Raw genomic sequence first — 14,126 nt, 5'->3', positions numbered from 1 at the left:
ATCTGAAATATAATTAACATCTTTATTTTCTTTGATTTACCCAAATATTTCTAACTTGTAGTATACTTTTTTACAATTATTATGGAAACATTACACACAGTTACTACTCAGTATGGAGACGTTAGCGGTATTAAAACCGAGAAAGGCATCCTAACATTCAAAGGCATTCCGTATGCTGCCCCACCCATTGGTGCCAACCGTTTTCAACCTCCACAACCTCCTATACCCTGGACCGGTATAAGAAATGCAACAGAATATGGACCGACCCCACCTCAGTTAACGCCTAATACAGGCCCCTTTGCTGAACTATTACCTAATGTTGTAATTCCGGGGGACGATTATTTGAACCTTAATATCTGGACTTTAGATACCACTGAAAAAAAGCCGGTTATGGTTTTTATTTATGGAGGAGCTTTTGTTCTTGGATCAGGGGCTGTTCCAGGTTATGATGGCAGTAGCTTTGCACGGGATGGTGTTGTTTTAGTTACTATCAACTATAGAATAGGTATTGAAGGATTTTTATGGTTTGGAGATGGGGTTCCTAATCTTGGTATATTGGATCAGATTGCCGCTCTAAAGTGGGTTCGGGACAATATTGCTAACTTTGGCGGCGATCCTGACAATGTTACTATTTTTGGTGAATCTGCCGGTGGAATGAGCGTATGTACATTGCTTGCTATAAAAGAAGCGCAGGGCTTATTTCGACGGGCGATTGCAGAATCAGGAGCGGGGCATTCAGTAATCAGTCCTACATCCGCAAAGCTTATTGGTACAAGATTAGCAGAAATACTTGGCGTTGCCCCTACACGAGAGGCCATTGGAGAAGTAAGCCTTGAAAAGCTTTTTGCAGCACAAGGACAATTAGGATCCGAAATTATGGCAAAGCCGTTAATGGAGTTATGGGGTGAAGCTGCATTCAACCTAATGCCTTTTGAACCGGTAATTGATGGTCATTTATTAACGGCCTCCCCAATAGAATGTATTGCCAATGGTTCCAGTAAAGAAATAGATATCCTTATTGGTACCAATAGTCAGGAATTTAGATTATTTCTTGTCCCTGAGGGTATCCTGCCAAAAATCACAGATTCCGCATTGGATACTATCGCTGCTGCCTATGGACTCTCTGCAGAAGCTACTCAAATCTACCGAGCTAATCGCTCCGGCAGTTCTCCCGGTGATATACTAAGTGCAATTATTACAGATTGGTTTTACCGTATCCCTGCACTGCGCGTTGCGGAAAAACACGGTAATACGCACGTATATGAATTTTCATGGAGCTCTCCTGCCTGTAACAATTTACTTGGTGCCTGTCATGGTATTGAACTTGCCTTTGTATTTGACAATCTAAGCAATCCTGGTTTTTCCAATATGCTAGGCAATCATCCTCCACAGCAATTAGCAGACACGGTTCATAAAGCATGGGTGAATTTTGCCACAAATGGCAACCCTGGCTGGGACACTTATGATACTAATAACCGTGTATCTATGCGTTTGATATTGTATCACAAATTACCGTTGATGACAGGGCTGATGAGCGTTCTGTATGGGATGGAATCAGGTAATATATTGATATTAAGAATAAATTGAATATTTGTTGAGAATAACTAAAGTATTTTAAAACACTATTTATAAGATTGATGGGCTGCGTTTATATAAAAGAAACCGGCAGCCGAAAACCTACGTATGAAGAAGAATAAAAAACGTGAATTTCAGTCATCAGAGCTTGTGAAATCTTTCGCAAGGATCTATGGTTTTGAAGATAAACTTGTAGCCTTTGATATTAAAGATTTCCTTGAAGATTATCTTGATCAGAGTCTTTTTAATGAAATCAGAAGTGTGAATATTGAAAAGAAATCTATCATCATTAAAATCGATTCGCCCCTATTAAAAAATGATTTTAAAATGCGGAAAAGCTTTTACCTGAAGAAGTTTCAGGATAAGTTCGGGGCAGATAAATTTGATGATCTGCAAATATTATAAAAAACATGTAAGATAATTCAATGATAATTGATATATTTAAAATCTAAACTAATATTAAATTACCATGAAAAAAGTACTTACATCAAAGAAATTATCAAGAGAATCATTAAAAAAAGTTCAAGGTGCAGGCCAAATGATATGTTGTGCAGTATTGTGCTCAGACCCTACAGTGTGTGCCGTTTGGACACAATTACCAGCACTGTGCCCTGAATCACCTGATTGCAGCGCATAATCATCAACACCATATTAGAAAAAAGCTACCCAATGGTAGCTTTTTTATTTTCTATTAATGTTCTTCTGATTTCTCCGATTTATTAGAAATCGTACTGCTCATCAGATCATCTGCTTTTTTATCCAATCCTGAACTCAATGGCAGGAAGAATTTCAGCGGATGTTTTACAAAATACTTAAAAATTTCTTTATAGATCTCACTTACCTGTCCGAAGTTCATCTTTCTTGATCTAAATGCCAGGAACATGGATAAACTGAAACTTACCAGGAAGTTGAAGAACCCTATTAAAAATACGGTAAAAAAAGACATCCAAAACGTATAGGAATCTACTGAGAAATCTTTCCCGTACAATCCCAATGCAAAGTTTCCGGCAGCAAACGTAATGTGTCTTATATCGAGATCAAGTCCAAAGAACATTCCTACAGGTGCTGTTGCCCCAAGGAAAACTCCGAACCAGAAATTAGAAACAATTCCAGGCCAGTTTTTAGCATAATATTTTGACAATCCTTTCGCAAATTTCTTCCCGAAAAAGCTTCTGATAGAAAGGTTCTTGGCAATCCTTTCCGGAATCTGGTAGAATACGGAGTTATTCCCGATATTCCCTGAAATAATTCCTGAAATGAAAAGATAGAAACCAGCAATACTCGCGTGAAGAATCGCTTTGGATTTGAAAGGATCAAGGTCTTTTAATAATTTATCTGATCTGTCAACAGCAAGATTTTGTGAGAAGAATACATCCAACCCATAAATAATAGCCAGTGCTACCGGAAATGCCAATAAAACGTTTCCTACAAAAGCAATAAACTGGCTTCGGAATAATTTCGATACAAGATGGGCAAATTCCGTATTATTTCTTTGGCTGTTGCCTTCTTCAGACAATACTTTGGTCATCGTAGCAGCAGTCATCGCAGGCTGTTTGGTTGCCAATGTGAATCCCATCAGATAGATCATCACGAATCCCATTGCATAGTTCATAGAGTACAAAAATGCATGGGAGAAGTCACTTCCCGGAATATATCCGTACAGCATTTTCAGAACACAGAGCGCTCCTACAATGATTCCCCCACCACTCGCTTTATAGAACATGGTCATATATTCCTTTCTGGTGGAAGTAATATAATGAGCTCCCGCTTCCGCAGTGTGGTTGGTAATAAGATGCGAGATCAATCTTGTACTGTCGTTGATAAGATCTGCAATATTATTTTTATGGGATTTATAGTTCAATATATTAAAGACCAGCTGTTTTGATTTCAACAAAACATCTTCCTCGTTGTCAATAATCAACAGCTGTACGATTTCATAAATTCTTTCGGTTTGTTGGCGAATTTTCAACAAGGATTGATTGATCTTCCCTGAAATCCCGTATTTAGCAGAATTCTTAAAAGCAATATTCACAAACTCCTGGCATTGTTCTGCATAAATCTTGATTTGCTTATACCTACTGTCTTTAGAATGCAGTTGCAACTCAGGATCTTTAACAAGGTCATCAGCCAAGGCCTCCAATTCATTCTGAAGAGCTAAAAACGGGTTGTCTAGATTTCTATATTGGGGAGCCATCCTTACCACTTCCACTTCCATAGCCATTCCCGTCACCCTCCATGAAAGGATATTCATCGAGAAAATAAGCTCCTTTTTCACGTTGGGTTTAATGATAAAATCTGACGCACCAATAAGGGTTAGAAATTCATCAATCTCATTTTCAGGAAGGTTGTGAAGGTATTTTAAGTCCTTATTAGGTCGGAGACTGACATTGTCAATCATGTACCACACCGTTTTCTCATTTTCTACCGGTGGCAGAACCTTGTTCAGGATTCTTTTTTTAAGTTCCGGAAAGAAGGCATTTTCAGAAAGAATATTAGCTTCTGTCAAGGACAGGTTGAATGGTCTTCCTTTAAAAATATTGTGAATGTAATGCTTGAAGTTTTCAGCAAAATTGGGATTACTTCTAAGAAAATTGAGCACATCTGTAAAGTCAGCTCTTTTCACACTCTCTAAAAGCTCTGCAAAGGGCTCCAAAGAAAGGGTTTCATTCTTAAAAGAAAAGTACTTTTTAAGAACTGACTCAAAATTTGTGCTGGAATTAAAGAATTTCATTAGTACAAAGATACTATTTCAAACTCACATTCCTCATCTGTCTCATGATCCAATTATGTTTCTTTCTCAGATAAGGGGATGGATTCTTGGGATCATATTTCTTTGGATTAGGCAATACAGCTGCAATCCAGGCTGCATCTGAGGCACTTAGATCCTTGGATGATTTTCCGAAATAATATTGTGCTGCTGCCTCTACTCCAAATACGCCCTGCCCCATTTCAATAGAATTCAGGTATCTTTCAAGGATAATATCTTTACTCCATACCTTCTCAATAATGAAAGTATAAACAGCTTCCAGTCCTTTTCTTACCCAACTTCTTCCCTGCCAAAGAAAAACATTCTTTGCGGTTTGCTGGGAAATGGTACTTCCCCCTCTTATTTTTTTCCCCTGTTCATTGTGCTTCATTGCCTTTTCTATGGCTGTATAATCGAACCCGTTATGGTCAAAGAATTTCTGATCTTCTGAAGCAATCACTGCTTTTTTTACATTACTCCCCATTTCATCATAGGAAATATAGTCTCTGTGTAATTTTCCATACTCAAAAAGGCCTCCTATCTGGGTAAGGGTAATGGGTGGATTGAAAAATCTTCCCCAAATGATGAAAACTACGTTCAATACAAGAACGATGAAAATAAATTGTTTAATTCTTTTCCACATAACTTTATAAAAAGGAAAGGCAAAAATAAGCAAAAATAGTCCGAGTTACTTTAATTCTTTCATATAAGTAAGCTGATACTCCGGTAAAAGTTCAGGATGAAAGATTTTAATATAATCTTTAAGGATCAGATCTGCTCTTACCACTCCACTTTCGAAGAAATCATTGGCCTTCTCTTTCTCTTTTCCTGCCATTGTGTAAAGCTTACCTTTATTGAAAACATCGAGTTTTCCATAGAAAGGATTCATTCCTAACATTTCTTTTTTTGAAGCATGATTTCCTGCATTTACCCAGTATTGAACATTTCCTGCTTTAGCATATACTTCTTCAAAACTCATTGTCAATGCTTTTTCATCTTTATTATCTTTCATAATATAATTCGCATTAGCATCAGCAATATAATGTGCTACTGAAGTATTTCCGCCCGGAAGATACCAAACATCACCATACATTTCATTGGCAAGGACAACGGGCTTCTCTTTTGCAGTCAGTGCAAGCTTCTTCAACTCATTGTAGTTTTTCTCCACATCCTGATATTTGGCTTCAGCTTCTTTTTCTTTTCCGAACAGTTCTCCGAAAAGCTTAATGTAAGCTGTTTTCTGCAATGGCAGCTGTTCCATATACTCATCAAGGAATACGACCTGAATTCCGTTATTTTTCAATAACTGGTAAGTATTATCAAAACTTGCGATGTAATTGGTGAAAATAGCATCCGGTTTCATGGAAATAATTTTCTCCACATCATACTTCTGATCGCTTCCTACATTCTGAATTTTTCCTTCTTTAATCAGATTTTGGATTTTTTCTGAATAAATATACTCAGGACTGGATACACCAATGACTAAATTTTCTACTCCAAGCTCTGAAATATACCCCGCCATACTGGCATTAAGAAGGATAATTTTCTTGAAAGGAGTTTGATTTGTCTGAAATTATAGGTGAAATTTCCCGATTTCAGTTCCAGGTTTCCGTCTTGCTCCTTGTATTGAATACGATTTGAGAGAGTCGTCCAATCTGAGGACGAAATTTTTGATTCTCTTTTACAGGCAATTAGCGAAAATACCGTAAATAAAAGTAAAATTTTCTGTTTCATGTTTCAAAGAACGGAAAAAAGTGGTATATTTGCAACCGTTAAACAATAACAAAACAAACGGCCTCGTGGCGCAACTGAATAGCGCATCTGATTACGGCTCAGAAGGTTACAGGTTTGAATCCTGTCGAGGTCACAAGACCGACATTTGAAGATTTCACTCTTCGATGTCGGTTTTTTTTATTTCCTAATCCGTTGTTATACTGGTAGATACACTGAGCAACAATATTCATTTTAGGTGTTTGAAAACTTTTTCCGTCAAATTCGACTTTTTGGGGGAATATCAAACACCCTATTGTTCTTTTCGTTTGAAGATCGCCCTGCTGGTAAAGGTTTACAAGGTTTTCCATTGAATCAAGTGCATTTTCTATTTTTGTCTTTATGTCAAGTTCTTTACTTTCTGAGACCATCTGTTGAATCTCCTGTTCAAGTTGTTCTATTTTGCATTTGGTAATTTTTTTGATCTCTTTATAATCTTCTTCATCAAGTTTATCTTCAAGATATTTATCTCTTGCACTAGCAACTTTTTCTTCAAGCAAATTAATCTCCTTTGAAATTGACTTCCTCTTAGCCTCTATATCGCAAGTGAATTGTTTATAGTTATCTAAAAGTATTTCTTTCATAAGCTCTTTAATGATTGGATTATATTCCAACTTAGAAATTTCCAGTTCAAAAAGTTCGTTTAATTTGTCCGAATCAAATCTGAATCCACATTTGTAATGACAGTGATAATAGTAATAGGTTTTAGACTTGCCCTTTGCGCCACTTGCAGTAAGATTCTTTCCACACCTAGGACATGTCAGCAGACCTCTAAGCGGAAAACGCTCGTTGCCAAACACTCTTCCACCGGGACCTTCTACTTTTCTTTTCTTGTCCATTATTTGTTGAACCTGATTAAACAATCTCTCACTAATAAGTGCGTCATGTTTACCATTAATGTAGTAAGCTTCCTCCTGTTTATAATCTTCGATATAAATTTTACCGCAGTACACCGGATTCCTCATGGCTTTGGCGAATGCACTTCTAGACATCAAAACACCTTCTCTTTTATTCATTTGCAATCTCACATGATCAGCAGGTATATGCCCTTTGGAAATTTCATTAAATGCCCAGATAATATTTGAAGCCTCCGGTTCTTTTATTGCAATATACTTTTTACCATCTTCGTGGCTTCTGTTGATATATCCGTAAGGAGCTATTCCCATCAGTCGCCCCTCTTTTTTTGCTCTTCGCATCCCATGGAAGGTATTCAATGCCCTTCTATCGTTTTCAACTTCAGGGGTTGATAAATAAATTGCCAGCATCAACTTATTTTCAGGAACTGACATATCCAACGGCTGTTCAATGGCTTGAGGAATGATGTGATTCTTTTGAAGCAACTTATCATCTGATATGCGTCACTTGTATTACGACTAAACCTGTCCCATTTAGTAAATAAGACTAAGCTGCTTTTATGACTTTTCTTTTTTATTTCAACAAGATATTTTTTCCATTCAGGGCGTTCAAAGCTTTTAGCTGAATGATCTTCATAGATTACTCTATTAACTGAAATATTATTGTTCGCACAATATCTACGTAATCTTTCATCCTGATCTCTTTGAGAATAACCTTTTTCCGCCTGTTCATCGGTGGAAACTCGGATGTATAAATCTGCTATATTCATAGTGTTGATGATTTCATTAAAAAAAATTTTAGGTGGTAACACTGAAGAGGTTGCCACCATAGAAATTCATCATTCTAATATGTCACTAAAATACAAATAATCAATCAGATGTAAAAAATTCTTTGAGGGTCAATTTTATAATAATATATAAAACTTCCATTATTTCCTCCGATTGTTCTTCGTTAATATCATAACCGGATTTCCTCAGAATTGCCAGGGCTTTATCAGGAGGAATTTTCTTTAAATCAATGGAGGGAATATATTTTTTTACCTCCGAATATAATCTCTTACTTCGTTCTTTATGCTTTTTCATGATGATTGGCTTAATTTTATTAATTTAAAATCATCAATACTTGAAAGTTTCCAAGTGTCTTCAAAATGTATTTGATGGCATTCTATTGTATTTAATTAACTCCAGTTTTTTTTATCCAAAACATCTAATTTTTGTACATTTGAGACTATGAAAGAAGAGCACCTGGAGCCTAAGCAAGAACTTTATCATTCCATTGCTAAAATTATTGCAGACTCAAAATCAAACCTTTACAGAACTAGTAATACCATATTGTTAAAGATGTACTGGGAAATAGGTAAACTTATTGTCCAGGATGAGCAAAATGGTGAAAAACGTGCTGGCTATGGAAAATATTTACTTAAAAATTTAGCAAATCAACTATCTCTTGAGTTCGGCAAGGGGTTCAATGAAAGAAACCTGAGCAATATGAGGGCATTCTTTAACTCTTTCCCAATTTGGAACGCAGTGCGTACCGAATTGAGTTGGACCCATTATAGAATTATAAGCAGAATTGATAACCCGAATCATAGAATTCAGTATATTGATCATTCCATTGAAGGAAACTGGAATACCAGAACATTGCAACGAAATATTGACAGCCAGTACTTGGGCAGATTATTAAAATTTCCAGAGAATAATGATGAGAAAGAAGTTTCATCTTTCATAAAAGACCCTTACATATTTGAATTTTTAGGATTACCAAATGATACAGCACAGACAGAAACTCAAATAGAATCAGCCCTCATCTCTCACCTTCAACAATTCCTGATGGAGTTGGGGAAAGGTTTTGCATTTGTTGCAAGACAGCAGCACATTGCTACCGATACCTCCGACTTCTTTATAGATCTTGTCTTTTATAATTACTATCTTAAGTGTTTCGTACTTGTCGATTTAAAAACACATAAATTAACCCACGAAGCTATAGGACAGATGGATATGTATGTAAGGATGTATAACGATCTTAAAAAAAGGGATGATGACAATCCAACTATTGGCATCATTCTATGTACTGAAAAGGATGAAACAGTGGTAAAATATTCTGTTATGTCTGAAAATGAAAAATTGTTCGCAAGCAAATACAAGACATACCTTCCCGATGAGAAAGAATTAAAACAGCTTATCGAAGCAGATCGATTAAAACTAGAACTGGATAACCTCAGCTAAATAAAACAAATATATAAAAAGATTAACCCTTTCAGGTTTAAGCAAAATACTTTTAAATTGTCTAACACTCATAACAGGTAAATATCTTTTAATGCATACCAGAAATACGAGACACCGTTGCGCATTTTGATAAGTTCGTAAATTATTTATATTGGAAAATCAGTACAATTTGATTTTCCCTGAAAAACTACACAGTTAATCAATAATACTTATTGATTTTATTGGGCAAATCATGTCCAAATAACTCCCGCTCCTTAGATCTTATTATTTTTATAATAAGATTCTATATTCATTAATCCTACTGGATTTTTATTGAAAGGTCTAACATTTCCAAAAATAACCGGTAAAAAGGCAGCTAAGGTATTGTTGCCTGCCGTCGCTTATGCGGCCAAAAGACTACGGCATAAACGGTTTCCTCCCTGAAGGTACCCTCCAATTATTCCGTTTCCTTTTGGCTTTTTCATTGTCAACACTTCATATCTGCTTTCTTTTTTCCGGTTTTTCTTTTGAAAAATATTAAACGAAGCCTGAAAGGCTTGTAAGGAATGGATCAGAGAAGAGATTGATAGACTTTTGATAAAAAAATCAGGTGCATAATAGTTCAAAGGTGTTTTAAATAAGCGCTGTTTAACTTAAGTACGGGAAACAAAAGGCTCTGCCGTACTCAGAGCAATAACAATGAAATATAATATTGTAAATGAGATCAAATTGATTTATACAAGGAAAGGAAATACTGAAAAAAAGGTACTGAACTCCCAGGATGCTGCAGATATTTTCCGGGAACATTTTGATGCAGATCAGATCGACTACAGAGAGTCATTTTACTCAATGTATATGAATCAGGCTAACAAGGTCTTAGGAATACAAAAAATATCAGAATCAGGAATTACCTCTTCTCTTGTTGATATCAGAATTATCATGCAGGGGGCATTATTATGTAATGCCGTATCAATTATTATAGCCCATAACCATCCTTCCGGCAACCTGACGCCTTCTCGTGAAGACATAAACGTTACACAAAAAATAAAGGAGGCTGGACAATTATTAAATATTAACCTGCTTGATCATTGTATAATAACTTCAATAGACTCCTTCTCTTTCTCCGATGAAGGTATTTTATAAGAAACTTAATTTCTGAAAAATAAGAATCCAGAACCGATTCCCGGTCTGGATTCTTGTGGCGTCGCGGAAAGATGGTTGCCCTTTAGGGGCAATCATCTTTCCGCAAATACAGAATAATACTTCTCCTTTCCTTATTAATAATTGTGATAGGGTTACAATAGGTCGGATAAGCAGTCTTAGAATTTCCTCCTTCTAAAATATATTCCCAAAAGTATTTTTATAAGTAGTACAAATTATCCAACCCTACTCAATTTGGAGGGTTTTATTTGGTGAGAAAATATATTGAGATACCAAATTTGCAAGCTAAAGAAATTGTATTTATCCTTTTAGTTTCTTATTGTTGAATTGAAATTCAATTTTATTCTCATTTCCAAAACTGTCTGAGAGCCATACCGTAAATGATTGTGAAACTTCGGAGGTTGAAGTATAATACAATCTGAACTCTTTCTCATACAGAGGATAAATATCATTGGGAAAATAGGGTTGAGTGTTATAATACTGCAGCTTTCCTGTTCCCTCAAACTGAAAATATCGAAGATAATATTTGGTGTCAGCAAAATTACCTTCAGGAAGAATTTTGATACGAATCTCCACATACTCATCTTTAGCTATATCCTTAGGAACAGGCATAACGGATACCTTAAAAGGATAATTCTGTTGAATTTCTAAATCATCTTTTTCACATGATTGTACAAGTAACCCGACCATAACTGCCATGATGAAAAATTTGAAGAGTATTCCTTTCTTATTATTAATTATATTTTTCATTTTAAAGATTTTAAAAATTATATCTTATTCCAACACCCAGCAGAGAGTGAAACTGAGCCATTTGACTATTTTTCAAAAACCGCAGTTGTCCATTGACCAGAAAAACCAAATGATCCGTCAGATAACTTTCAATGGATAGCTTACCATTTGCTCCATAAATAAAATTACCTGTTGCAGTTAACAATGAACCGTCATATAGCAATTCATTGCCCCTGTTAACCTGTTCGTAACCTGCAAGACCTCCGATTCCAAGATTCAGATTAACTGCGCGCATGAAGTCTCCCCATATATAAAAACTGTAACCACCGCCCAGCAGGAACGTATCTATCGGAATATTATAGTTGGTGTATTCATAATACTTTATGTTATATTCTGCCAGTCCGAAAAAATAATTACCATTCCTTTGGTAATAAACAAGCCCCACACTTAGCGCATAATTTTGCTTTTCAGGAGATTTTGGAAATTCTGAATAAGAAAATTCAACACCTGCTTGTCCAGGAATCATTTGTTGAGCAAATGTTTTGCTGTTCAATGCAATCGTTAGGATAACTGCTAAAAATATTTTGTTCATCTTACTTTGTTTTTATGGTTAAACTCTTTATCAATCTTGCACGAATCAGATCTGAATTTTCAAGCTGTACCTTCTGATGTCTTCCCCCGTTCTTCTCCAGAATTTCAATTTCCAACACCTGATCTTTTAAAAGAGTAAACTGATCCAGCAGGAAAACACCTTTTATGTTTGAATGATCAGCTGCTTTCATTTGTGGGAAATAGGTACGAACCTTTTCTAATACCTTATCCTGAACAACGGTTCGTTTTAAATTCTTTTTATCAACAATTTTAAAGTTGACCCATTCAATACTATATGTCACATTACTTTGATTCTCAATTTGCAATGTGAAATAAAATTTGCTTTCATTAACGTGGAGTGCCTTGACTGAAAACTCAATTCCGTAACTTTTTGAAACAATATGCTTAGTAGTTCTATTGCTTTTCTCATAGAGATTTTCCATAATAAGCCCAGTCAAAGTAGTTGAGCTTCCTTTAAGGTCCTCAAATAATACATCAGTATCATATTGCTGTTCAATACCCCTTTGAAGCTTTACTAAATCATAGCTGAGTATTTCCGGATAAGAACTGTAAGACACATCAAAATTGTAAAATTTTCCATCTTCAGTAATGACCGAAAAATTGGTTTCCTCTTCAAAATCTCTCACAGCCGATTTAATCCGGAGAATATTTCCGATAGGCTCTGCCTTATTGGCAACTAACAGTTCACTCCCCAGATCAACATATCGTATGGGTGATGGAAAAATCACGTGACTTGTTTTATGGTAGGTGACATGCATTTTGAAAGGTTCTAATCTTGCGTGTTCCAAGGAAGCATAGGTCGTTACAGAATCCTGACCAAATATCTTGCTTGCCAACAGAAATAATAGCATAATGAGAATATAATGGCTCTTTTGTGTATTCATTTTTTAATTTTTTGATTAGTTATTTTTTGGTACGAGTAATACCTGATGGCCCGCTTTTACAGTTACTTTCAATTGTCTGACTCTTTTTTGAAAATAGCCCGACAATCCCTGTACTACTCCCCTGCTCAGATCAGCTGCAATCTGTTGTCCTGCTGATTGGGTCATCATAATATTAGTACCTGAAGTCTGGCTCATATTGGCTACAATATCGTTTACGGCATTCTGCTCCGGTGAATGGGGAATATATAAACCCAATTGTCCGTCATTGTCATAAACATTGATTTCTACAGAATAAACATTACCTTGATATTGAATGGAGGATATTTTTAACTGAAGCTGCCCGCCCTGAAATTTACTTATAGCAATCAGTAAACTCCCCGATGGAATCTCAGTTCGTCCGAGTTGCATTGCTTCAGAAAGTCTTATGGATAATGTACTTTCGTTGACCAAAGTCTTAGTTTCATAGACCACACCTCTTATTGCGTTTTTTGCTTGAACTAAGTTCTCTGAATCATTTTGACTATCATAAAATCTATTCTGATTTAAACCTGCAATAAAGGCACTATCCGATGGCTCTCTGTACAATGAAGAAACAATATTGGAATGTACCGGCCTTGCGGAAGTCAGTTTAATCTTCTTTTCCGTTGGCTTCTCGACCTCTTCTTTTGGTGCCGGCTCTTCCTGTTTTGAAGTCGTTGGAAGGTACTTAGCTGCCATCTGATATGATTTTTCCATGAGTTCTAGCTGATCATTTATTCCTAAGCCAGCGGGAGCAGCATTATTCTGCATCGCTTCATTCTTTAATCTTGAAATTTCTTTCCTCATATTATTGACTTCCTGATCATCCCGACTGTAAAATGAGCTCAAGGTCTGTTGGGAATTGCGATAGCTGTTTAGAGCATTCTGATCTGATTGCTGAAGAATATTCATTCTAGCCGTTACACTTGATGGATTGTTATTAGAATTTGAATCACTTTGGTCATTCCAATAATCGGATAAGGTGGTTACAGCATTTCTTTTCTCTTCGCTCTTTTGCTCCAACAGCTGCTGCTCATAAGCCTTTTGCTTATCAGACTGCAACTGACCATCCTTTGCCTGCGGAATGGCGGCATTAAAACCATTCTCTTCAATAATCGTATTGTGGGCTTTTGGTTTAAAAATGAGGTAAAAGCATGATGCACACACAGCAGCCATCAAAAAATAGATGATGGGCTTCTTCAGTCTTTCCCATTGAGCTTTGGGAGGATCACTCACTCCGTTGAAATTTTGTGAGAGATCATTTTCTGTCACTTTAATTTTCTGTGAATCTTTCATATTCTATTTTTTAATGAGTGATTCTACTGTATCATTCTGTCCAGAATCTTTTTCGATCGATTTCTTAGAAATACCATCAATATGATTGATAGACATGGTATTACTTCTTTGACTTGTAGAAATGAAAACACTGATAATGACAATAATTGTCAGCAAAACATAACTGCCAAAGAAAACCTTGGTCAGGAATTTTTGTCGCTCTACTGGAAGAACTTTCCAATGATTTTCAACCTTTACAATATAATTTTCGATTGTATCTCTTAGTTTTTTCATATC

Annotated in this window: 16 protein-coding genes and 1 tRNA gene; 6 read left to right on the top strand and 11 right to left on the bottom strand. The window is 36.0% G+C overall.

Features of this window, described 5'->3' with window-relative positions:
• Window positions 1-81 precede the first annotated feature (81 nt).
• From QWZ06_RS09920 to QWZ06_RS28170, 3 genes are all read left to right on the top strand, one after another.
• The gene (locus QWZ06_RS09920) at window positions 82-1,587 is read left to right on the top strand and encodes a carboxylesterase/lipase family protein (RefSeq protein ID WP_290297643.1); all 1,506 of its coding nucleotides are present in this window, start codon (window positions 82-84) and stop codon (window positions 1,585-1,587) included.
• 96 nt (window positions 1,588-1,683) lie between these two features.
• Window positions 1,684-1,980 carry a hypothetical protein gene (locus QWZ06_RS09915; RefSeq protein ID WP_290297641.1) on the top strand — a complete coding sequence of 99 codons (297 nt, stop codon included), beginning with the start codon at window positions 1,684-1,686 and terminating at the stop codon, window positions 1,978-1,980.
• 64 nt (window positions 1,981-2,044) lie between these two features.
• Window positions 2,045-2,212 (top strand): bacteriocin-like protein, encoded by a 168-nt coding sequence (locus QWZ06_RS28170; RefSeq protein ID WP_435384115.1) that lies wholly within the window; start codon window positions 2,045-2,047, stop codon window positions 2,210-2,212.
• Between the two features lie 54 nt (window positions 2,213-2,266).
• Here the strand turns inward: QWZ06_RS28170 and QWZ06_RS09910 are convergent, their stop codons facing one another.
• Genes QWZ06_RS09910 through QWZ06_RS09900 form a run of 3 tightly spaced genes read right to left on the bottom strand, consistent with a single transcriptional unit; the run spans window position 2,267 to window position 5,843 of the window.
• Complete coding sequence (locus QWZ06_RS09910) at window positions 2,267-4,306, bottom strand: transporter-like protein (RefSeq protein WP_290297638.1); 2,040 nt, start codon at window positions 4,304-4,306, stop codon at window positions 2,267-2,269.
• A gap of 13 nt (window positions 4,307-4,319) precedes the next feature.
• Window positions 4,320-4,964, bottom strand: a complete 645-nt coding sequence (gene mtgA / locus QWZ06_RS09905) for a monofunctional biosynthetic peptidoglycan transglycosylase (RefSeq protein WP_047096113.1) — start codon at window positions 4,962-4,964, stop codon at window positions 4,320-4,322.
• A 45-nt stretch (window positions 4,965-5,009) separates the two neighbouring features.
• A complete protein-coding gene (locus tag QWZ06_RS09900) occupies window positions 5,010-5,843 on the bottom strand; it encodes an ABC transporter substrate-binding protein (protein ID WP_290297633.1) in 834 nt (277 codons plus the stop codon).
• Window positions 5,844-6,114: 271 nt separating this feature from the next.
• Here QWZ06_RS09900 and QWZ06_RS09895 point away from each other — a divergent pair.
• A tRNA-Arg gene (locus QWZ06_RS09895) sits at window positions 6,115-6,188 on the top strand.
• Here the strand turns inward: QWZ06_RS09895 and QWZ06_RS09890 are convergent.
• The 3 genes from QWZ06_RS09890 to QWZ06_RS09880 form a co-directional block, all read right to left on the bottom strand.
• Window positions 6,154-7,380, bottom strand: a complete 1,227-nt coding sequence (locus tag QWZ06_RS09890) for a recombinase family protein (protein WP_290297631.1) — start codon at window positions 7,378-7,380, stop codon at window positions 6,154-6,156. The two genes, QWZ06_RS09895 and QWZ06_RS09890, sit on opposite strands and share 35 nt — an antisense overlap.
• A complete protein-coding gene (locus QWZ06_RS09885; RefSeq protein ID WP_290297630.1) occupies window positions 7,356-7,715 on the bottom strand; it encodes a recombinase family protein in 360 nt (119 codons plus the stop codon). The genes QWZ06_RS09890 and QWZ06_RS09885 overlap by 25 nt, the downstream gene beginning before the upstream one ends.
• Before the next feature lie 100 nt (window positions 7,716-7,815).
• The gene (locus QWZ06_RS09880) at window positions 7,816-8,028 is read right to left on the bottom strand and encodes a hypothetical protein (protein ID WP_290297628.1); all 213 of its coding nucleotides are present in this window, start codon (window positions 8,026-8,028) and stop codon (window positions 7,816-7,818) included.
• A 147-nt stretch (window positions 8,029-8,175) separates the two neighbouring features.
• Here QWZ06_RS09880 and QWZ06_RS09875 point away from each other — a divergent pair, with 147 nt between their 5' ends.
• Both QWZ06_RS09875 and QWZ06_RS09870 read left to right on the top strand, forming a co-directional pair.
• Complete coding sequence (locus tag QWZ06_RS09875; protein WP_290297627.1) at window positions 8,176-9,171, top strand: PDDEXK nuclease domain-containing protein; 996 nt, start codon at window positions 8,176-8,178, stop codon at window positions 9,169-9,171.
• 678 nt (window positions 9,172-9,849) lie between these two features.
• On the top strand, window positions 9,850-10,293 hold the full coding sequence (locus QWZ06_RS09870) for a JAB domain-containing protein (protein WP_290297625.1): 444 nt from the start codon (window positions 9,850-9,852) through the stop codon (window positions 10,291-10,293).
• A 318-nt stretch (window positions 10,294-10,611) separates the two neighbouring features.
• Here QWZ06_RS09870 and QWZ06_RS09865 read toward each other — a convergent pair whose 3' ends face one another.
• From QWZ06_RS09865 to QWZ06_RS09845, 5 genes are read right to left on the bottom strand one after another with little or no spacing between them, the layout of a single operon-like run.
• On the bottom strand, window positions 10,612-11,061 hold the full coding sequence (locus QWZ06_RS09865) for a DUF3872 domain-containing protein (protein ID WP_290297623.1): 450 nt from the start codon (window positions 11,059-11,061) through the stop codon (window positions 10,612-10,614).
• A 10-nt stretch (window positions 11,062-11,071) separates the two neighbouring features.
• Window positions 11,072-11,632: a conjugal transfer protein TraO gene (locus QWZ06_RS09860; protein WP_290297622.1), complete on the bottom strand. Its 561-nt coding sequence runs from the start codon at window positions 11,630-11,632 to the stop codon at window positions 11,072-11,074.
• A gap of 1 nt (window position 11,633) precedes the next feature.
• Entirely contained in the window at window positions 11,634-12,536 is a 903-nt protein-coding gene (gene traN / locus QWZ06_RS09855; protein WP_290297620.1) for a conjugative transposon protein TraN, read from the bottom strand.
• Window positions 12,537-12,551: 15 nt separating this feature from the next.
• On the bottom strand, window positions 12,552-13,850 hold the full coding sequence (traM, locus tag QWZ06_RS09850) for a conjugative transposon protein TraM (protein ID WP_290297617.1): 1,299 nt from the start codon (window positions 13,848-13,850) through the stop codon (window positions 12,552-12,554).
• 3 nt (window positions 13,851-13,853) lie between these two features.
• Complete coding sequence (locus tag QWZ06_RS09845) at window positions 13,854-14,123, bottom strand: hypothetical protein (RefSeq protein ID WP_290297616.1); 270 nt, start codon at window positions 14,121-14,123, stop codon at window positions 13,854-13,856.
• Window positions 14,124-14,126 lie beyond the last annotated feature (3 nt).

Source organism: Chryseobacterium tructae (genome assembly GCF_030409875.1).
In the GTDB taxonomy this organism is placed as follows: domain Bacteria; phylum Bacteroidota; class Bacteroidia; order Flavobacteriales; family Weeksellaceae; genus Chryseobacterium; species Chryseobacterium tructae.
Note: the sequence above shows the minus strand (reverse complement) of the source record. Positions and strands in the feature narration are given on the sequence as shown.